We start from the raw sequence: 20044 nt of genomic DNA on the forward strand, positions 1-20044 counted from the left end.
GGTGAAATGTGTACTACTCTTTTTCATAGCAAGCTTTTCTTTTGATTGCTTCATTATAAATCAATTATAACCAATTGTCATCATGAAAAAACATTCTTTTTTCCAGTAAAATTGTAATAATATAAATAACACGGGTGCTGTAAAATCCTTAAATGATAACTGCTATCAGCGTAAAAACAGGCAGATATTATATGTAAAAAGCAATATGGGCAGAAAACACATGAAAAAGTTTTTAATCAATTTATGCTTTAAATGGTAGAAGGATATTATGTTCATGGAAGAAAAACTAACGAAGTTTAAATATTTTAAATTGATAAAATAATATTGCAATAAATTATTTGTTTCATTATAATGAACTTGTTCACTCTATTGGTACAGCTTTTTTACAAAAATAATCAGAAAAGACGGAACAGAATAAAAGTTGTGGAAACTCAGGTTCATTTGTCTGATATTTCTGAGGATTTAGCCGTAAGGAGCTGAAAATTATTATTAGGGGGTTTGCGAATATGAAAAAACGTTGGTCGATTGTCACGTTGATGCTCATTTTCACTCTCGTGCTGAGCGCGTGCGGCTTTGGCGGCAGCGGATCAAACGGTGAAGGGAAAAAGGACAGTAAAGGAAAGACGACACTTAACATTAATATTAAAACTGAGCCGTTCTCCTTACATCCGGGATTGGCAAATGATTCAGTATCAGGCGGTGTCATCCGTCAGACTTTTGAAGGATTGACACGTATCAATGCAGATGGTGAGCCTGAAGAAGGCATGGCTTCTAAAATTGAAACGAGCAAGGACGGAAAGACATATACATTTACCATTCGTGATGGTGTGAAATGGTCTAATGGAGACCCTGTAACAGCACAAGATTTTGAATATGCTTGGAAATGGGCGCTTGATCCTAATAACGAATCACAATACGCTTACCAGCTCTACTACATAAAAGGTGCTGAAGCAGCGAATACCGGCAAAGGCAGCCTAGACGATGTGGCAGTAAAAGCTGTGAATGACAAAACGCTGAAGGTTGAATTAAATAACCCGACTCCATATTTCACTGAATTAACTGCGTTCTATACGTATATGCCGATCAATAAGAAAATTGCAGAGAAAAATAAAAAGTGGAATACAAATGCCGGAGATGATTATGTATCAAACGGGCCGTTCAAAATGACGGCATGGAAACACAGCGGTTCTATTACTCTCGAAAAAAATGACCAGTATTGGGATAAAGACAAAGTCAAACTGAAGAAAATCGATATGGTTATGATCAACAATAACAATACGGAACTGAAAAAATTCCAAGCTGGCGAACTTGATTGGGCCGGTTTGCCGCTCGGGCAGCTTCCGACAGAATCTCTCCCTTCCTTGAAAAAAGACGGTTCTTTACATGTTGAGCCGATGGCAGGTGTGTATTGGTACAAATTCAACACTGAAGCTAAGCCGTTAGACAACGTCAATATCCGTAAAGCATTATCTTATGCGATTGACCGTCAATCGATTGTTAAAAACATTACGCAAGGTGAACAAATTCCGGCTATGGCTGCGGTGCCGCCGACAATGAAGGGATTTGAGGATAACAAAGAAGGCTACTACAAAGACAACGATGTTAAAACGGCAAAAGAATACCTTGAAAAAGGCCTAAAAGAAATGGGCTTAAGCAAGGCATCTGACCTTCCGAAAATCAAATTGTCTTATAACACTGATGATGCACATGCGAAAATCGCTCAAGCTGTACAAGAAATGTGGAAGAAAAATTTAGGCGTTGATGTTGAGCTTGATAACTCAGAATGGAATGTCTATATTGATAAGCTCCACAGCCAAGATTATCAAATCGGCCGTATGGGCTGGCTTGGGGACTTTAACGATCCTATAAACTTCCTAGAATTGTTCCGTGACAAAGACGGAGGAAATAACGATACAGGCTGGGAAAACCCAGAATTCAAAAAATTGCTGAATCAGTCACAAACTGAAACAGATCAAAACAAACGTGCAGAGCTGCTGAAAAAAGCGGAAGGTATTTTCATTGATGAAATGCCGGTAGCTCCAATTTATTTTTATACGATTCCTTGGGTACAAGACGAAAATCTGAAAGGAACTATTATTACTGGAACTGGAGAAATTTACTTCAGAAACGCGTACTTTCAATAAGTCTTATTTGTGAAAACAATAACCTCAAGGTATATGGGGACCTATTTCCCATATACCTTTCTTACTGAAGAATATAAAAAAGTAGAAACCATGGAGGTGTTCCCCCTTGCTAAAATATATCGGAAGACGCTTAGTCTATATGATTATCACACTATTTGTGATTGTAACTGTGACATTCTTCTTAATGCAAGCAGCACCGGGCGGGCCATTTTCAGGTGAGAAAAAGCTTCCGCCTGAAATTGAAGCAAACTTAAATACGCACTATGGCTTGGACAAGCCGCTGTTTGTACAATACGTCAGTTATTTGAAATCAGTTGCAATGTGGGATTTCGGACCATCATTTAAATATAAAGGTCAGAGTGTTAACGACCTGATCAATTCAGGTTTCCCCGTTTCATTCACTCTTGGAGCAGAAGCTATTCTCCTCGCTTTAGCATTAGGTGTATTGTTTGGAGTCATTGCAGCTCTTTACCATAATAAGTGGCAGGATTATACCGTCGCGATTTTAACGATATTTGGTATTTCGGTTCCAAGCTTTATCATGGCGGCTGTTCTGCAATATGTGTTCTCCATGAAGCTTGGGCTGTTTCCGGTCGCGGGGTGGGAGTCCTGGGCATACACCTTTTTGCCTTCAATCGCACTTGCTTCCATGCCGATGGCGTTCATTGCCAGACTTTCCCGTTCAAGCATGATCGAAGTGTTAAACAGTGATTATATCCGCACTGCGAAAGCGAAAGGGCTGTCTCGTCCGTCAGTTACTGTGCGGCACGCCATTCGAAACGCGCTTTTGCCGGTTGTTACATACATGGGCCCGATGGCCGCCCAGGTCTTAACGGGAAGTTTTATCATTGAAACGATTTTTGGGATCCCGGGTCTTGGTTCCCACTTCGTAAACAGTATTACAAACCGTGATTATACAGTCATTATGGGTGTAACGGTGTTCTTCAGTGTCATCCTGCTATTGTGTGTATTAATCGTAGACGTGCTTTACGGCATTATTGATCCAAGAATCAAGCTTTCCAAAGCAAAGAAAGGAGCCTAGGCCATGCAGAACATTCCAAAAAACATGTTTGAACCAGCCGCAGCGAATGCCGGCGATGCAGAAAAAATAAGTAAAAAGAGCCTTTCCCTCTGGAAAGATGCGATGCTTCGCTTCCGCAGCAATAAGCTTGCAATGGTCGGGCTTATCATTATCGTACTTATTATCCTTATGGCAATTTTTGCGCCGGTGTTCTCAAGGTATGATTATTCAACTACTAATCTTTTAAATGCGGATAAGCCGCCTTCAAAAGATCACTGGTTCGGCACAGATGATCTTGGACGGGACATTTTCGTCCGTACATGGGTAGGGGCGCGAATCTCAATCTTTATCGGTGTTGCAGCCGCTGTTCTTGATTTGCTGATCGGTGTCATTTGGGGGAGCATTTCAGGCTTCCGCGGAGGCAGAACGGATGAAATCATGATGCGTATCGCTGATATCCTTTGGGCAGTTCCTTCATTATTAATGGTTATCTTACTGATGGTTGTTCTTCCGAAAGGTCTATTTACGATTATTATTGCCATGACGATTACAGGCTGGATTAATATGGCCAGAATCGTGCGCGGACAAGTGCTGCAGCTGAAGAATCAGGAGTATGTGCTTGCATCACAGACACTGGGTGCAAAAACATCCCGTCTTCTGTTTAAACATATCGTGCCAAACGCAATGGGTTCTATTTTGGTCACGATGACACTGACAGTTCCTACTGCAATTTTCACAGAAGCCTTTTTAAGCTATTTGGGACTTGGTGTTCCAGCTCCGCTGGCAAGCTGGGGAACGATGGCTTCTGACGGATTGCCTGCATTGACCTATTATCCGTGGCGTTTATTCTTCCCTGCCGGATTTATCTGCATTACAATGTTTGGTTTCAACGTTGTCGGCGACGGATTAAGAGACGCATTGGATCCTAAGTTACGTAAATAAGGGAGTGATACGGGTGACACGCCTATTAGAAGTAAAAGATTTAGCAATTTCATTTAAAACATATGGCGGAGAGGTCCAGGCGATCCGCGGAGTGAATTTCCATCTGGATAAAGGGGAGACGCTGGCCATTGTTGGAGAATCAGGTTCCGGAAAAAGTGTAACCTCTCAAGCGATTATGAAGCTGATTCCAATGCCTCCGGGTTATTTCAAACGCGGTGAGATCCTGTTTGAAGGAAAGGATCTGGTGCCGCTGTCCGAAAAAGAAATGCAAAATGTCCGGGGAAAAGAGATCGGCATGATATTCCAAGATCCGATGACCTCTTTAAATCCAACGATGAAGGTCGGTAAACAAATTACGGAAGTGCTTTTTAAACACGAAAAGATCTCGAAGGAAGCGGCTAAAAAACGCGCGGTTGAACTGCTGGAATTAGTCGGTATCCCAATGCCGGAAAAGCGGGTGAACCAATTTCCGCACGAATTTTCAGGCGGTATGAGGCAGCGGGTTGTCATTGCGATGGCGCTTGCGGCGAATCCGAAGCTTCTGATCGCCGACGAGCCGACCACTGCACTTGATGTAACGATTCAAGCGCAAATTCTGGAATTGATGAAGGATTTGCAAAAGAAAATTGATACGTCCATCATCTTTATTACACACGATCTTGGTGTTGTGGCAAATGTTGCTGACCGGGTCGCTGTCATGTACGCGGGACAGATTGTAGAAACAGGTACGGTAGACGAAATTTTCTACGATCCGAGACATCCGTATACTTGGGGGCTTCTTGCATCCATGCCGACACTGGAAAGTTCAGGAGAGGAAGAGCTGACTGCCATTCCGGGCACACCGCCTGATTTGACAAACCCGCCAAAAGGAGATGCTTTTGCCCTGCGGAGCCCTTATGCGATGAAAATCGATTTTGAACAGGAGCCGCCAATGTTTAAGGTATCTGATACTCATTATGTCAAATCGTGGCTGCTTCATCCCGACGCGCCAAAGGTAGAGCCGCCTGAAGCGGTAAAAGCGAAAATGCGTAAACTGGCAAACACGTTTGAAAAACCTGTCTTAGTGAGAGAAGGTGAATGAATTGACTGAAAAACTATTAGAAATCAAACATTTAAAACAGCACTTTGTCACGCCGAGGGGAACGGTTAAGGCTGTAGATGATTTATCATTTGATATCTATAAAGGTGAAACATTAGGGCTGGTTGGTGAATCTGGCTGCGGTAAATCGACAACAGGCCGAAGCATTATCCGGCTGTACGAAGCAACCGATGGTGAGGTGCTGTTTAACGGTGAAAATGTGCACGGGAAAAAATCGCGGAAAAAGCTGCTGGAATTCAACCGCAAAATGCAGATGATTTTCCAAGACCCATATGCATCCCTGAATCCGAGAATGACAGTTGCTGATATTATTGCTGAAGGCCTTGATATTCATAAGCTGGCAAAAACGAAAAAAGAGCGGATGCAACGAGTTCATGAACTATTGGAAACAGTGGGATTGAACAAGGAACACGCGAACCGCTATCCTCATGAATTTTCCGGCGGCCAGCGCCAAAGAATCGGGATTGCCAGAGCGCTTGCTGTTGATCCGGAATTCATTATCGCGGATGAGCCGATTTCCGCTTTGGATGTATCCATTCAAGCGCAGGTCGTGAATTTAATGAAAGAACTGCAAAAAGAAAAAGGGCTCACATACCTGTTTATTGCTCACGATTTATCGATGGTCAAATACATCAGTGACCGCATTGGCGTCATGTATTTCGGGAAACTGGTTGAGCTTGCGCCGGCAGATGAGCTTTATGAAAATCCGCTTCACCCATATACAAAATCATTGCTTTCTGCGATTCCGCTTCCAGATCCGGACTATGAGAGAAATCGAGTTCGCCAGAAATATGATCCGTCCGTCCATCAATTAAAGGATGGGGAAACGATGGAATTCCGTGAAGTCAAACCGGGACATTTTGTGATGTGCACGGAAGCCGAATTTAAAGCTTTTTCATGATTCATCAATCCTTCAAGAGAAATCTCTTGAAGGATTTTTTTGCGTCCTCATAGAAAGTGAGAATGATAACATTTACAATTAGAGGAAAAAGCGGAGGCGAAATACGATTCAATTTCTGCATAACAAAAATGTTTTTGCGCTATTGCTGTCTCAATCTTTTCAATCCTTAGCAGGAGTCCTCGTCACAATCGTTTTAATGGTCCGGGTCTATGAAATGACTGACTCCGTTTTTTTGGCGGGCCTTATTTTATCGTTCATGTCGTTTGCGAGTATAGCAGCAAGCTTTTGCGTCTCTCCGGTGCTTCGCATTCTCGGTTTTAAAAAGGTGCTTGCGGGAGCGAATCTGCTGAGAGCGGTCTTTACAATCCTGATGGCATACAGCGTCACTCATCACGGACAGGCATTCTTTTGGATTACGCTGCTGTTTGTGTTTTGTTTTTCCTTCGCGGGCGCTTTTTTTCAGCCGGCAAGATTTGCGCTGTTGCCGATTATTGTTCCAAAGAAGCAATATGTAAAAGCGAATGGTGTGATCTCCCTCTCGAATCAATTGTTCTTAACAGCAGGCTGGGGCCTTGGAGGCCTTCTGACGTACGCCGTCCCTTTTGAACTCGTTGTCGGCGCTGCCATTTGCCTGTTTGTTCTATCGGGAGCTTCCATCAGTGTGCTGCATGTAAATGAAGAAGAGGCTGCAGGAACTGCTGAAACAGCATCTGTCAGAAGTATATGGAAGGATTTAATGATCATCCCTATTGTAAGAGACATTACTGTAATGGACATGATAGAAGCTTTGGCGGGTTCCGTATGGTCATCTGCCATTCTCCTCGCATTTACTGCGGCTGTTTTGCATGAAACAGAGGTGTGGTGGGGGATGTTTAACGCTTCCTATTTTATAGGCGCAATTGTCGGCAGTGTGATTGCCATTCGTTTTTCTTCTTTTTTTGAGCGGAATATGGGCTATGCCATTATGTTCAGCTCGCTTGTAATGTCGGCGCTGACCCTTTTGTTTTCATTTTCTCCAGTCCCATTTTTATGCGCTCTGGCTTGTGCTGCAATGGGGCCTTTTTATCAGGTGCGTGATATTTGCCAGGAAACCATGCTGCAGGAAGTTATTCCCGAGCAGAAACGAATCGGAATCATGGCTGCAAAAAATGCGATTTTGACTCCTTGGTCAGGCGTCACCTACTCCATTATGGGGCTAGTGGCTGATGCTGCTGGTGCGAAAATAGCTTTTATTGCGGCTGCTGCATTATATATCATGACATTTCTGATTGCACTGGCGCAGCCCCGCCTGATTCATTACAGGCGGGAAAACCGAGTTCAATGAGATACACTTCAAAATGAACGGAGCAGCTGGCTCCGTTTTTGCTGAAAAAAAATGAAACCATGGCGGAAGTTCGCACGTCTTTATAGATGTAAGGCTGTTTAAACAAGAAGAAATGGGGTATATCTAAAAGTATGAAGACAACGAACTCATAAGGAGCAAATCAATGAACTGGTATGAAAAGCTTAGCGAGTACTTTCCAATTGAAGAAATGAAATCAAAAGCGCATATGGAAGCTCTTCTGAAAGAGCGAAGCGATATTTATCATAAAGATGAAGGCAAACATCATATTTTAATGTTTGCGGAATTCGATTCTTTTATCTTCGTTGATTATCTGTATGTGTCTAAGGATGCAAGAGGGCAGGGGCTTGGCGGCAAATTGATCGCGAAGCTGAAAAAGAAAAATAAGCCCATATTGCTCGAGGTGGAACCTGTGGATGAAGATGATACTGATACAGAAAAACGCCTGAGGTTTTATCAAAGAGAGCATTTCAAGCATGCTCAGTCAATTGGGTACCGGCGCCGGTCATTGGCTACGAATGAAGTAAACAAGATGGAGATTCTGTACTGGTCACCAAAAACAGAATCAGAAGAAGAAATTCTTGAAGCCATGAAACAAACATATGAAAACATTCATACTTATAAAGACGAGAAATGGTACGGGGAATCGTACGAAAAAACGGATGAAGTCCTGAAACTCATTGATGAAGAAAAACAAAAAAATATTTTCGATCAGTTAAGCTAATTGAGAATTAGAACATATCATGAACATTAAAAATTTGCTGGATTGACACATTTTTTTCTTAGGATACTGTTCACACTTACTTTTTTATAGTATAATACCTGTAAAGATTCCTTTTTTAGAGTAATTTCAATTTAAGAATAAAATAGATGTTCATCCTACTAATTAGAGGAGTGAAGATGAATGGTTACACTATACACATCACCAAGCTGTACTTCATGCAGAAAGGCGAGAGCGTGGCTCGAGGAGCACGATATTCCATTTGTAGAAAGAAACATTTTCTCTGAACCTTTATCAATTGATGAAATAAAACAAATTCTTCGAATGACTGAGGATGGAACAGATGAAATCATCTCAACCCGTTCAAAAGTATTCCAAAAACTGAATGTGAACGTTGAATCTATGCCGCTGCAAGATTTGTACCGCTTGATCAACGAGCATCCAGGTTTGCTTCGCCGTCCGATCATCATTGACGAAAAACGTTTGCAGGTCGGATATAACGAAGACGAAATCAGACGTTTCCTGCCAAGAAAAGTTCGCTCTTTCCAATTAAGAGAAGCACAGCGTTTGGCAAACTAATAGATCGTATCATCAAAAGAAGGCTGAGTCATCAGCCTTCTTTTATTATTTTTCAACCTGCTGGTAATAAATGCTCGCAAGAATGACAAACGCAACCGTCAAAATGGGGAGGAGCGTTTCAACTGTGCCGTGCTGCGCCATAAAAAGCGACAGCTTTTTGTCTCTGACAATCATTTCTCCGCCAGTATAAGCAAGCAGCCCGCTTCCCGCGTAAATCAGAAGCGGTATTTTCTCTAGTGCAATATGGATGAGTTTGCTGCCCCAAATAATAACCGGAACCGATACACACAAACCTATAACAACGAGAGAAAACTCACCGTGTGATGCTCCCGCAACTGCGATGACGTTGTCCAGCGACATAAAGAGATCTGCAAGCACAATCGTTCGTATCGCTCTCCACAGGGAGGTGCTGCTTTTAATGTGTTTCGTGTCTTTTTTTTCAATCAGCAGCTGATATCCTAAATACAGCAGGAAAATTCCGCCGGCGCACTGCAAGAACGGAATGTTCAAAAGATATACTGCTGCACTTGTTAATCCGATTCTCATAGCAACGGCAATAAATGTTCCGAGAATAATGGCTTGCTGTCTTTGCTTGTCCGGCAAATGTCTGCTGGCCATGGCAATAACAACCGCGTTATCTCCGCCGAGGATCAGGTCAATCCCAACAATGACAAGCAGAGAAATCAGATAGTCATGCTCCATGAAGCGGCACCTCGCTTTCAGTCCTTCGCTTGTACTACTACTATATGAGACAGGTCATATTTTATGATATCAGCCGCCTGATCTGCCGTTTTTTAGGCAAAGGTGCATTTTTATTTCTTTTGTGACTGTTTTATCATAAAATAGAAATACAAAGGAATTCACACTGGCCTTGGTTAAGGTTAAGATGTGGACGGAATGGGTAAAGTGTAGTAAAGTACAATTAATCGGGAGCTTAGATGTCCCTTCAACATCTTATATAGAAGGGAAGGTTGGCAAATGGAAATTGAAAGAATTAACGAGCATACAGTAAAATTTTATATGTCTTACGGAGATATTGAAGATCGCGGTTTTGACAGAGAAGAAATTTGGTATAACCGTGAGCGCAGTGAAGAACTTTTCTGGGAAGTCATGGATGAAGTTCATGAAGAAGAGGAATTCGCTGTGGAAGGCCCACTTTGGATTCAAGTTCAGGCACTGGACAAAGGATTAGAAATCATCGTCACAAAAGCCCAGCTTTCCAAAGACGGACAAAAGCTCGAACTGCCGATTCCTGAGGATAAAAAGCAAGAACCAGCATCTGAGGATCTTGACGCCTTGCTGGATGATTTCCAGAAAGAAGAGCAAGCCGTCAATCAGGAAGAGAAGGAGCAAAAGCTTCAATTTGTCTTGCGATTTGGCGATTTTGAGGATGTTATTTCTCTATCTAATTTGAACGTTAACGGAAGCAAAACGACTTTATATTCGTTTGAGAACCGATATTATTTATATGTAGATTTTTGCAATATGACTGATGAAGAGGTTGAAAATCAGCTAAGCATCCTGCTGGAGTACGCAAATGAATCCTCAATCAGCATACACCGTCTTGAAGAGTACGGCAAGCTGATTATTTCAGAGCATGCTCTAGAAACGATAAAAAAACACTTTGCATCATAGCAAACCGATTTCCTTCCGGAAATCGGTTTTTTTTATGCACGAAAATGCCATTTTAGAGATGTAAAAAATCAAAAACATATAGACATACGGAAAATACAGCGAACAGGAGTTGATCATCTTTTCCAGAAAGTATACTTCATCTGGAAAGGAGAGATGACAATTGTTTAGTGCTGTGACTGAAGACGGCCAAATGTTTCACCTTCTAGGCGCTCAGCAAAACCAGAAATTAAAGCGGAGACGGTTCTTCTGTCCGGTATGCGGGGGAGAGCTAGCTGTGAAGCTTGGACTTCAAAAAGCGCCGCATTTTGCCCATAAACAGAACAAATCCTGCTCCATAGACATCGAACCGGAAAGCGCCTACCACTTAGAAGGAAAAAGACAGCTGTATGTATGGCTGAAAACGCAACGGGCTTCACCAATATTGGAGCCGTATATAAGGACAATCAACCAAAGACCGGACGTCATGGCAAGAATTAAGGAGCATATGCTTGCTGTTGAATATCAATGCGCCACTATCGCTCCAGATGTCTTTCAAAAGCGGACAGAGGGCTTCAAACAAGAAGGAATCATCCCGCAGTGGATTATGGGATACAGCCGCTTAAAACGGACTGCTTCGTCCTTTTATCAGCTTTCAGCTTTTCATTGGCAGTTTATCAATGCAAGTCCATACAGAGAGCTGATATGTTATTGTCCTGAAAGGCGTTCTTTTCTCCGGCTCAGCCACATCATTCCATTCTACACAAACCATTCTTATTCCTCAGTCCAAACGATCCCTATCCATCGGGCAGGTGCAGGCGATCTTTTTTTCACTGAACCGAAACCCTCATTTCAATATTCAGGCTGGACGAAAGCGATTCACCGTTTTCGCCATAAACCCCATCGGTTTAACTCAAAGGAAACAAATCGCCTTAGGCTGCTGTTTTATGAGAAGCGGCAGACGCCTTTTTCTTTTCTGCCGACTGAAGTGTTTGTTCCTGTTAGAAAAGGGGCAGTTTTTAAGAGTCCGGTTTTTGTGTGGCAGGGGTTTCTTTATTTGTTTATGACGGATCTTGGAGATAAACGTGCGCCAATTCGTTTTTCAGCCGTTTTGCAGCAGTGCAAACTGCACATTCATAATAAGAACATTGCACTCAGGTTCGAATGCAGCGAAGAGTGTCTTTCAGAAGCGGTTAAACAGTATATTGATTTTTTGTGCAAGAAGGGATTTTTAAGGGAGACTCAGAAAGAAGTATATGTGCTGAATCAGCCTGCAGGCGGCATACACTCCATGCAGGATCTCATAGAAAGAGACCGCAGCTGTTTTATAGAATGAGTTTGTCTTATTTGGCTCACTCTAAGACAAAGGTGGTGGGCAGGCTGTGAAAGGCACAAAAGGAAAGGTTTTTCGTGTTTTTACTGCTTTTTTGGCATTCGTTCTCTTCATTACTGCATATGATTTGACAAAAGGCAGTGAAAAACCGGAAGATATTCACAACACAAGTTTATTGAGAAACAGCTGTTTTTTCAATTGGCTTGAATCAAAGAAGACGAGGGGGATCACCATGGCTGAGGAAAAAAAAGCAAACCAACTGCCTGACAGAAGTGAGGTAAAGGCAGAAGACACATGGAGACTTGAGGATATTTTTCCTAGTGATGAGGCCTGGAATAAAGAATTTCAAGCTGTAAAAGAATTAATTCCGAATTTATCTAAGTATAAAGGAAAGCTGGCAGATTCAGCTGATCATTTATACGAGGCTCTTACGTATCAAGATAAAGTGATGGAGCGGCTGGGTAGGCTGTACACATATGCGCATATGCGCTCTGACCAGGATACTGGGAACTCCTTTTACCAGGGGCTGAATGACAAGGCGGGAAACCTGTATACACAGGCCGCAAGCGCGACAGCTTATTTGGTTCCGGAGATTTTATCCATAGAAGAAGACAAACTGCAGCAGTTCATTCTTGAAAAAGAAGAATTAAAGCTGTATTCTCATGCGATTGAGGAGATTACAAAGGAACGTCCGCATGTGCTGAGCGAGAAGGAAGAGGCACTGCTTGCTGAAGCCTCCGAGGTACTGGGGTCATCTTCAAATACATTCAGCGTGTTAAATAACGCAGATATAACGTTTCCGTCCATTAAAGACGAAGATGGGAATGAAAAACAGATCACTCACGGCAACTTTATTAATTTCTTGGAAAGTGAAAACCGTGAAGTCCGCAAAAATGCGTTTGACGCAGTGTATAAAACGTACGGACAATATAAAAACACAATGGCCACGACGCTAAGCGGCACTGTGAAAAAGGACAACTTCTACGCGAGAGTGAAAAAGTACAAGTCAGCGCGTGAGGCTGCGCTTTCTAACAACAGTATTCCTGAGGAAGTATACGATAACCTTGTTAAGACGATTAATAAGCATTTGCCGCTCCTGCACCGCTATATTGCGCTAAGAAAGAAAGTGCTTGAGCTTGATGAAGTGCATATCTATGACCTGTATACACCGCTTGTGAAAGATGCTGGGATGAAGGTGACATACGAGGAAGCCAAAGATTACATGCTGAAAGGCCTTGCACCTTTAGGGGAAGAATATGCCTCTATCCTAAAAGAAGGACTGGAAAACCGCTGGGTGGACGTTTACGAGAATAAAGGCAAACGCAATGGGGCTTATTCATCAGGAGCTTACGGCACGAATCCGTATATTTTGATGAACTGGCATAATAACGTCAATAATCTCTTTACGCTCGTGCACGAGTTTGGACATTCCGTACACAGCTACTATACGAGAAAGCACCAGCCTTATCCATATGGCAATTACAGTATCTTTGTCGCGGAAGTTGCCTCTACGACAAATGAAGCGCTCCTTGGCGAATATTTGCTGAACAATCTAGAGGATGAAAAACAGCGCTTATATATTCTCAACCATATGCTTGAGGGCTTCAGGGGAACGGTTTTCAGACAAACGATGTTCGCTGAATTTGAACATCTGATCCATACAAAGGCGCAAGAAGGCGAGCCGCTTACACCTGAGCTTCTGACAAATGTCTATTACGACCTGAATAAAAAGTATTTTGGAGACGGCATGGTGATTGATAAGGAAATCGGCCTTGAATGGTCGCGTATTCCGCACTTCTATTACAATTACTATGTGTATCAGTATGCGACAGGGTACAGCGCTGCCCAAGCATTAAGCAGCCAGATTTTGAAGGAAGGAAAGCCGGCGGTTGACCGTTATATTGACTTCCTGAAAGCGGGAAGCTCACAATACCCGATTGATGTCCTGAAAAAAGCGGGTGTTGATATGACGTCTCCAGAGCCAATCGAAGCCGCGTGCAAAATGTTTGAAGAAAAACTTGATGAAATGGAAGAGCTGCTGATGAAAGTCAAGCAGTCTTAAAAAAGTAAGCCTGTGCGGAAATGACGCACAGGCTTTTTTAAAACCCTTTAAAGGTTTTTCGGTGATTCAAGCGGTAGAGGGTAAACAAAATAGACAGAAACAGCAGAGGAGAGGTAATATAAAGCGGCAGCATATGCATCATGCCTAAGATATTCAAGCAGAAAAAAACAGCAATGCACACAATTGAGATCAAAGTAGACATCATGGCGGTCCTCCTCGTCCTTTTTCCTTATAAGGATATGAGTGAATGCACTTCGTTATGTTTTGTGACAAAAATATGAACATTAAGCATAGAGGTTGTCAAAAGTCGACATCTTTTGTTATCATAAGGATGTGAAATTGATCACAAACAAACATTACCCCTTTGTTTGACCGTGAAAAATTTCTCCCATCCCCTTTGTTGTCGTTAAGACATATGAAACCGCGCTTATCCCGGCGCGGTTTCTTTAGTGCTAAAAACAGAACGTATGTTTGGTTCAGGGCGTAAAAAAACAGCCTCAAGCATATGCACGCCTGCGGCTATTTTTCACATGATTGATATTCATCAGAATAAGTGCTGAGAGACTTCCAAAACATTCCGTGTTTGGCTTCCACTTTGGCAACCTTTTTAGCAAACGCCAGTTTTTTCATTTCTTTTTCTACCTCTTCAAGGCTCAGGTCATATACAAGAGCAATTTCCTTCGAGGCAACGAAGCGGAAATATTCAATAAAACATTCTAAAGGCGGTGTTTCCGACGGCTTCGGCTCGTCGCCAAGCATCTCAAATAAAATTTCTTCATATACATCATATGAGTAGCTGCCAGGAACTTTAAGCCCTTCATCCTCATGCTGCGTATTAAAAAACGTCAGTGTCGGATTAACAGAAACATCCATCTCAGCAGCAATTTTCATGTCACATTGAAGCGCCTTGACCGCGCTTTGAGAATGCAGATCTTTTTTGAATTCTTCAAGATCGAGACTTGTATTTTCAGCAATCTCCAAAAGCACGTTTTCATCCGTAATATTTTTCTTTGAAACAAATAGGCTCTCCTGCATATTTCTGAGAAATTGCATGCCGGCTTTTCGTCCTTGCAATTCGGCTGCTTTAAAAGCGAGAGCAGCCATATAAGGCGATGAAAGCGGCTGATCCTGTTCGAACCAGACATTGCCGTCACATGACATGCCAGAGCGGCTCGCGATCTTTTCCCATGCTTCTGCGAGAAGATGCTTTTTTCGCTTTTTATTTAAAGCGGTAAGGCTTGCGGAAGCGATAATGCGTAAGGTGAAAAAACGTCCGTATCTGATTTTCAGCTTTTTGATGACGGGCTCTAAGGACCAGCATTCAGGACATAAAGGGTCTACAAACATATAAATTTCAAGCGGTTTTTTTGGATGACCGTGGCAATGGGCGAAGTATAGCTCATGCTGATAGTTTGTCAAGATGATCGATCCTCCGCTTCCGTTTGATTCACCATATGCCTTGCTGTCAACTCCAGCCGGCCAAACAAAAACTCACGAATTTCGCCCTCCAGCCCTACATGGTCCATTGCGTCCTTCATACAGCTGAGCCACGCATCAGCTCTCTCGTTTGTAATTGGAAAGGGAAGATGCCTTGCTCTGAGCATAGGATGGCCGTGCTCCTCGGTATAAAGCGGAGGCCCGCCTAAATACTGAGTTAAGAATTGCTTCTGTTTCCTGGCGGTTTCTGTCAAATCGCTAGGAAAAATCGGCTTCAGCAAAGGATGAGACGCGACACGCTCATAAAAAGTATCAACAAGTTGCGATAGAAGTTCTTCTCCAATCGCTTCATAAGGTGCGTTAAACGATTGTCCCATGTTGACTACTCCTTTAAATATGGCTAATAGGAATCATAAATCCTATTGCAAAAAGTAATTTTCTGTATTTCATTGTTTCATCTAGATTTATTTTAGCAACAAGGCATCATTTCTACAAACAAACTGCCTTTTATGCGTTTGATGACTCATTTCGGCTGACAGCCGGGGTTTGTATTTCATATCATATCACATAAAAATCAGGAATGCGTAAGATTTCACTTCGCAAAAAAACCAGAGGGAAAGAGCACCTCTGGTTACGCGTAATAAGCTGAAGTTATTTTTTTTACATAGTTTTGCGTTTCTTGGAAAGGAGGAATGCCTCCGTATCGGTCAACATTCCCCGGTCCGGCGTTGTAAGCCGCTAATGCCATAGACACATTGCCGTCGTATTTATCCAGCATTTGTTTTAAATATTTCGTTCCGCCCTCCACATTTTGCTGCGGATCAAGCGGATTGGAAACGCCAAGTGAGCTTGCTGTTGACGGCATCAGCTGCATGAGGCCCATCGCACCTGCTCCGCTGACCGCTTTTGCATTAAAGCCTGATTCCTGTTTGATGACGGAACGGATCAGTTTTTCATCAACGCCATATTTATCAGCGGCTTTTTTAATCGCACTGTCAATAGAGAAGTCTCCCGAACTGATCTGATTTGCTTCATGTTTGTTTGAAGCTGAATCTGCAGCAGCTGTTTTAGTGCTTTCTGCCGCTTTTGTGATTGAACCTGAATTGCTGCTTGTATATGAGTTAAGCCCATACGCTGAAAGCAGTGACGGCGCTGTTGTATTCGCGCTGTTCAGCATGCTGAGCGGGCTTGGCGATGAAGAAGGTGCTGATTGCTGAGATGCCAGACCGTTTGTATATTGGCTGAGCAAAGAACTGAAACTTGAAAGCGGGCTTTCCGTATTCTGATTGTCCGAGCTGCTGCGTGCATTAGATATGGACTGTAGTGCCTGAAGCTGAAGTAAAGCTGCCCAATTCGTTACATTCACGATGTCATTCCACCTTATATAGACTTTCGTTTTTCTTCATAAAAACGCAGAATTTTATTTTTGGTTTCGCGCTGAGGAATGCTGAATTGCTGAAGCAGCTTTTCGAAGGCTTGTCTGCCCTCATGCCAATCCGCCGCCTCAAATTCAATTTCATAGTCCTCTTTATTTAAATATCGGCTGTGGTCTAAAACTATTAAGCCTTTTTCTGTTTCTTTTTCCGCACGGTTTGTTGCTAAAGATCCAAAGTATTGAATGGCATCCGTATCGATCTGAAGCTTGTGCAGCTGGTCCTTCACGGGGCCCTCGGGAACTGAAAATCCAGCGAGATCTGATATCTCTGAAAGCTGCTGGTGCGTTTCCAGAAGCCCCACATCAGCCGGCTCCTTTAATGTAAGGACATACTTTCCGTTTTTTCTGCGGATACGAAGCGCAGCATGTTTTTGTTTCAGCGCGAAGCTGTCTGTATCAAAATAATGATTCTTTTGATCTGTAAAATCTTTTTCTGTCAGCTGGAGTGCCGCTGCTATGTTTTTGAATTCTTGTTTGGTCAGCATGTTTTTAAATTCGATTTCAATTTCTTGGCTCATGATGCTCTTCCTTTCCGCCCTGTAAATCTTATTTTTACTATTATCTCTTTAGATGTTAGGTTTATCAATATCGAGCTCGATATGATAAAATGAATCTGTACTTTGTTTAAAAAAGGAGAGCATTATGCAAAACAGAATCGAAATTTTGAATGCAACATTATCGGATGATCAGCTTCGCCTTGCCTGTCAGACAGAAGGAAACGAAGCGGAACGCAAGCCGTCAGGTCAAATGCTTGTTGATTCTGACCACTTTGCTTTTGTATACATACTTGAATTAGCTGATTCTTTTGAATATGTCATTATAAAGGAACATGTATGGCCGGAACTGAAGCAGGCCCATGCACAAAAAACACCGGTTGTTTTAGAGGCAGGAGACCAAACAATTGAACTGGCAGGCCTGCATGAGGAGCTGGAATATCTTTTAGAAAATATAAAAGATAATGCAAACTATGGAGAAGAAATGGAAGAAAAAGTGAAACGCGTGTTTTTATAGAAACTGGTTCGGAATTGGGGGATGTATGATGGATGACAAACAATGGGAGCGTTTTTTAGTGCCGTATCGCCAGGCTGTCGAAGAGTTGAAAGTGAAGCTCAAGGGGATCCGCACACTATATGAATACGAGGACGACCATTCACCGATCGAATTTGTGACCGGACGCGTCAAGCCTGTGGCCAGCATACTTGAAAAAGCGAGACGGAAAAGCATACCGCTGCATGAAATTGAAACCATGCAGGACATTGCTGGCCTTAGAATCATGTGCCAATTTGTCGATGACATCCAAATCGTAAAAGAGATGCTTTTTGCCAGAAAAGATTTCACCGTTGTGGATCAGAGGGATTATATTGCGGAACATAAAGAGAGCGGATACCGATCATACCATCTTGTTGTGCTGTACCCTTTGCAGACGGTATCCGGAGAAAAGCATGTTCTCGTAGAAATACAGATCCGTACACTGGCGATGAATTTTTGGGCGACCATTGAGCATTCATTGAATTATAAATACAGCGGAAACATTCCTGAAAAAGTAAAACTAAGGCTTCAGCGCGCTTCTGAAGCGGCTTCCCGGCTTGATGAAGAGATGTCGGAGATCAGGGGTGAAGTACAGGAAGCTCAAGCTGCCTTTTCAAGAAAGAAAAAAGGAAGCGAGCAACAATAGGTAAAGGGGAAGAAGAGCATGAAATTTGCCGTATCATCAAAAGGAGATCAAGTTTCTGATACGCTGAAAAGCAAAATACAGGCGTATTTATTGGATTTTGATATGGAACTGGATGAAAATGAACCGGAAATCGTTATTTCAGTCGGAGGCGACGGAACGCTTTTGTATGCTTTTCACAGATACAGCGACCGCTTGGACAAAACAGCATTTGTCGGCGTTCACACAGGTCATCTGGGTTTTTATGCCGACTGGGTTCCTCATGAAATTGAAAAACTTGTTCTTGCCATCGCGAAAACGCCGTATCATACAGTCGAATATCCGCTTCTCGAAGTCATTGTGACCTATCACGAAAACGAGCGGGAAGAAAGATACTTAGCTTTGAATGAATGTACGATTAAAAGCATCGAAGGAAGCCTTGTTGCTGATGTGGAAATCAAAGGGCAGCTCTTTGAAACCTTCCGTGGCGACGGCCTCTGCCTGTCAACTCCATCAGGCAGCACAGCCTACAATAAGGCGCTGGGCGGAGCGATTATCCATCCGTCTATCAGGGCAATCCAGCTTGCGGAAATGGCTTCAATTAATAACCGCGTGTTCCGTACGGTTGGGTCACCTCTGCTTCTCCCATCCCATCATGATTGCATGATTAAGCCGAGAAACGAAGTTGACTTTCAAGTGACGATTGACCACTTAACCCTTCTCCATAAGGATGTAAAGTCGATCCGCTGCCAAGTTGCATCCGAAAAAGTGCGGTTTGCGAGATTCCGTCCGTTTCCATTTTGGAAAAGAGTCCAGGATTCGTTTATTGGAAAAGGTGAATAGAAAGAGGACATATCGTGGAGCATTTTTTTATCAGAAAGAACATTACTTCCGCTGAGGACGGGATGACTGTAAAGGAATATGCCAGTGAACTGGGAATTTCAAAACGTCTGCTGACCGATATTAAGTTTGGCGGGGGCGACCTGCAGATTAACGGTGAGCATGTGACGGTCAAATACGTTTTGAAAGAGGGAGATCTTCTTATCGTGAAGTTTCCTGAGGAGCAGGTGAGCGAGACGCTGTTGGCAGAGCCTGTTCCGCTCGATATCCTTTATGAGGATGAACATGTGCTTGTGATAAACAAGCAGCCGTATGTGTCATCAATCCCTTCGAGAGAGCACCCCTCCGGCAGCATTGCCAATGGAATTATTGATCATTATCAAACAACCGGAGTGAGGGCGACAGTTCATCTTGTCACCCGGTTAGACCGGGATACATCAGGTGTCATGCTTGTTGCCAAGCATCGATTTGCCCACTCCATTTTATCGTCTGCGCAAAAAAACGGCCTTGTGAAACGCCGGTATGCGGCAGTGGTTCACGGGCGGATGGCACAGATGGAGGGAACAGTCGATGCCCCGATTGGCAGACATCCTGACAGTATAATTGAACGGACGGTAACGCCAGACGGCCAGAAGGCTGTTACGCATTTTTACGTCACATGTGCAAATGACGATATGACCTCGGTGACGTTGCAGCTTGAGACTGGACGAACCCATCAAATTCGTGTTCATATGAGTTATCTCGGGCACCCGTTGTGCGGCGATACACTGTACGGCGGAACGAGACAGGAAATTGGCCGGCAGGCTCTGCACAGCGAGCATCTTTCGTTTATCCATCCGCTGACACAGGAGAACATGACATTTCATGCTCCACTGTCTCAGGATATGAGAAAACTGATAAAAGGAGAGAATCATTGATTCTCTCCT

Annotated in this window: 23 protein-coding genes and 1 other annotated feature (1 of these 24 running past the window's edge); of the genes, 16 read left to right on the top strand and 7 right to left on the bottom strand. The window is 43.0% G+C overall.

Features of this window, described 5'->3' with window-relative positions; all coding sequences use genetic code 11:
- Positions 1 to 36: a binding site (T-box leader), on the bottom strand; it reaches 179 nt to the left of the window's first position.
- A 470-nt stretch (positions 37 to 506) separates the two neighbouring features.
- From oppA to spx, 8 genes are all read left to right on the top strand, one after another.
- Positions 507 to 2144: an oligopeptide ABC transporter substrate-binding protein OppA gene (gene oppA / locus NYE20_RS06215; RefSeq protein WP_021479550.1), complete on the top strand. Its 1638-nt coding sequence runs from the start codon at positions 507 to 509 to the stop codon at positions 2142 to 2144.
- Between the two features lie 106 nt (positions 2145 to 2250).
- Entirely contained in the window at positions 2251 to 3186 is a 936-nt protein-coding gene (gene oppB, locus NYE20_RS06220; protein WP_161621486.1) for an oligopeptide ABC transporter permease OppB, read from the top strand.
- Between the two features lie 3 nt (positions 3187 to 3189).
- A complete protein-coding gene (gene oppC / locus NYE20_RS06225) occupies positions 3190 to 4107 on the top strand; it encodes an oligopeptide ABC transporter permease OppC (RefSeq protein ID WP_043857278.1) in 918 nt (305 codons plus the stop codon).
- 4 nt (positions 4108 to 4111) lie between these two features.
- The gene (oppD, locus tag NYE20_RS06230; RefSeq protein WP_072173823.1) at positions 4112 to 5188 is read left to right on the top strand and encodes an oligopeptide ABC transporter ATP-binding protein OppD; all 1077 of its coding nucleotides are present in this window, start codon (positions 4112 to 4114) and stop codon (positions 5186 to 5188) included.
- 1 nt (position 5189) lies between these two features.
- On the top strand, positions 5190 to 6107 hold the full coding sequence (gene oppF / locus NYE20_RS06235) for an oligopeptide ABC transporter ATP-binding protein OppF (protein ID WP_003239287.1): 918 nt from the start codon (positions 5190 to 5192) through the stop codon (positions 6105 to 6107).
- A gap of 106 nt (positions 6108 to 6213) precedes the next feature.
- Positions 6214 to 7431 (top strand): MFS transporter, encoded by a 1218-nt coding sequence (locus NYE20_RS06240; protein WP_161621791.1) that lies wholly within the window; start codon positions 6214 to 6216, stop codon positions 7429 to 7431.
- 163 nt (positions 7432 to 7594) lie between these two features.
- Positions 7595 to 8173 (top strand): GNAT family N-acetyltransferase, encoded by a 579-nt coding sequence (locus NYE20_RS06245; protein ID WP_003224597.1) that lies wholly within the window; start codon positions 7595 to 7597, stop codon positions 8171 to 8173.
- A 180-nt stretch (positions 8174 to 8353) separates the two neighbouring features.
- Complete coding sequence (gene spx, locus NYE20_RS06250) at positions 8354 to 8749, top strand: transcriptional regulator Spx (RefSeq protein WP_014476435.1); 396 nt, start codon at positions 8354 to 8356, stop codon at positions 8747 to 8749.
- Positions 8750 to 8794: 45 nt separating this feature from the next.
- Here spx and NYE20_RS06255 read toward each other — a convergent pair whose 3' ends face one another.
- Positions 8795 to 9451: a TerC family protein gene (locus NYE20_RS06255; RefSeq protein ID WP_003232944.1), complete on the bottom strand. Its 657-nt coding sequence runs from the start codon at positions 9449 to 9451 to the stop codon at positions 8795 to 8797.
- 169 nt (positions 9452 to 9620) lie between these two features.
- Here NYE20_RS06255 and NYE20_RS06260 point away from each other — a divergent pair, with 169 nt between their 5' ends.
- Together NYE20_RS06260 and mecA are read left to right on the top strand one after the other, a co-directional pair.
- Positions 9621 to 9761: a hypothetical protein gene (locus NYE20_RS06260; RefSeq protein ID WP_119122854.1), complete on the top strand. Its 141-nt coding sequence runs from the start codon at positions 9621 to 9623 to the stop codon at positions 9759 to 9761.
- The gene (gene mecA / locus NYE20_RS06265) at positions 9728 to 10384 is read left to right on the top strand and encodes an adaptor protein MecA (protein WP_003232942.1); all 657 of its coding nucleotides are present in this window, start codon (positions 9728 to 9730) and stop codon (positions 10382 to 10384) included. Before NYE20_RS06260 ends, mecA begins: the two co-directional genes overlap by 34 nt.
- Here the strand turns inward: mecA and NYE20_RS06270 are convergent.
- Entirely contained in the window at positions 10379 to 10501 is a 123-nt protein-coding gene (locus NYE20_RS06270) for a hypothetical protein (RefSeq protein WP_161621487.1), read from the bottom strand. The two genes, mecA and NYE20_RS06270, sit on opposite strands and share 6 nt — an antisense overlap.
- A gap of 43 nt (positions 10502 to 10544) precedes the next feature.
- Here NYE20_RS06270 and coiA point away from each other — a divergent pair, with 43 nt between their 5' ends.
- Entirely contained in the window at positions 10545 to 11696 is a 1152-nt protein-coding gene (coiA, locus tag NYE20_RS06275) for a competence protein CoiA (protein WP_161621488.1), read from the top strand.
- A gap of 229 nt (positions 11697 to 11925) precedes the next feature.
- Positions 11926 to 13755 (top strand): oligoendopeptidase F, encoded by a 1830-nt coding sequence (gene pepF, locus NYE20_RS06280; RefSeq protein ID WP_003245178.1) that lies wholly within the window; start codon positions 11926 to 11928, stop codon positions 13753 to 13755.
- Positions 13756 to 13792: 37 nt separating this feature from the next.
- Here the strand turns inward: pepF and NYE20_RS06285 are convergent, their stop codons facing one another.
- The 5 genes from NYE20_RS06285 to NYE20_RS06305 form a co-directional block, all read right to left on the bottom strand.
- Positions 13793 to 13960: a hypothetical protein gene (locus tag NYE20_RS06285; RefSeq protein ID WP_003244944.1), complete on the bottom strand. Its 168-nt coding sequence runs from the start codon at positions 13958 to 13960 to the stop codon at positions 13793 to 13795.
- Positions 13961 to 14274: 314 nt separating this feature from the next.
- On the bottom strand, positions 14275 to 15174 hold the full coding sequence (spxH, locus tag NYE20_RS06290) for a protease adaptor protein SpxH (RefSeq protein ID WP_003245184.1): 900 nt from the start codon (positions 15172 to 15174) through the stop codon (positions 14275 to 14277).
- Positions 15171 to 15569 carry a group 2 truncated hemoglobin YjbI gene (locus tag NYE20_RS06295; protein ID WP_003232928.1) on the bottom strand — a complete coding sequence of 133 codons (399 nt, stop codon included), beginning with the start codon at positions 15567 to 15569 and terminating at the stop codon, positions 15171 to 15173. The genes spxH and NYE20_RS06295 overlap by 4 nt, the downstream gene beginning before the upstream one ends.
- 254 nt (positions 15570 to 15823) lie before the next feature.
- Positions 15824 to 16558 carry a bifunctional muramidase/murein lytic transglycosylase gene (gene cwlQ, locus NYE20_RS06300; protein ID WP_250622360.1) on the bottom strand — a complete coding sequence of 245 codons (735 nt, stop codon included), beginning with the start codon at positions 16556 to 16558 and terminating at the stop codon, positions 15824 to 15826.
- 14 nt (positions 16559 to 16572) lie between these two features.
- Positions 16573 to 17145 (bottom strand): CYTH domain-containing protein, encoded by a 573-nt coding sequence (locus tag NYE20_RS06305; protein WP_128422170.1) that lies wholly within the window; start codon positions 17143 to 17145, stop codon positions 16573 to 16575.
- A 124-nt stretch (positions 17146 to 17269) separates the two neighbouring features.
- Here NYE20_RS06305 and NYE20_RS06310 point away from each other — a divergent pair, with 124 nt between their 5' ends.
- Genes NYE20_RS06310 through NYE20_RS06325 form a run of 4 tightly spaced genes read left to right on the top strand, consistent with a single transcriptional unit; the run spans position 17270 to position 20035 of the window.
- A complete protein-coding gene (locus NYE20_RS06310) occupies positions 17270 to 17638 on the top strand; it encodes a hypothetical protein (protein ID WP_021479543.1) in 369 nt (122 codons plus the stop codon).
- A 28-nt stretch (positions 17639 to 17666) separates the two neighbouring features.
- On the top strand, positions 17667 to 18302 hold the full coding sequence (gene yjbM / locus NYE20_RS06315; protein ID WP_003245294.1) for a GTP diphosphokinase: 636 nt from the start codon (positions 17667 to 17669) through the stop codon (positions 18300 to 18302).
- Positions 18303 to 18320: 18 nt separating this feature from the next.
- Positions 18321 to 19121, top strand: coding sequence for an NAD kinase (locus NYE20_RS06320; protein WP_003232918.1), 801 nt, complete (start codon positions 18321 to 18323; stop codon positions 19119 to 19121).
- A gap of 14 nt (positions 19122 to 19135) precedes the next feature.
- A complete protein-coding gene (locus tag NYE20_RS06325) occupies positions 19136 to 20035 on the top strand; it encodes an RluA family pseudouridine synthase (protein WP_202629482.1) in 900 nt (299 codons plus the stop codon).
- The last annotated feature ends 9 nt before the right edge of the window (positions 20036 to 20044 follow it).

The organism is Bacillus sp. FSL R5-0416 (assembly GCF_037975425.1).
In the GTDB taxonomy this organism is placed as follows: Bacteria; Bacillota; Bacilli; order Bacillales; family Bacillaceae; genus Bacillus; species Bacillus subtilis.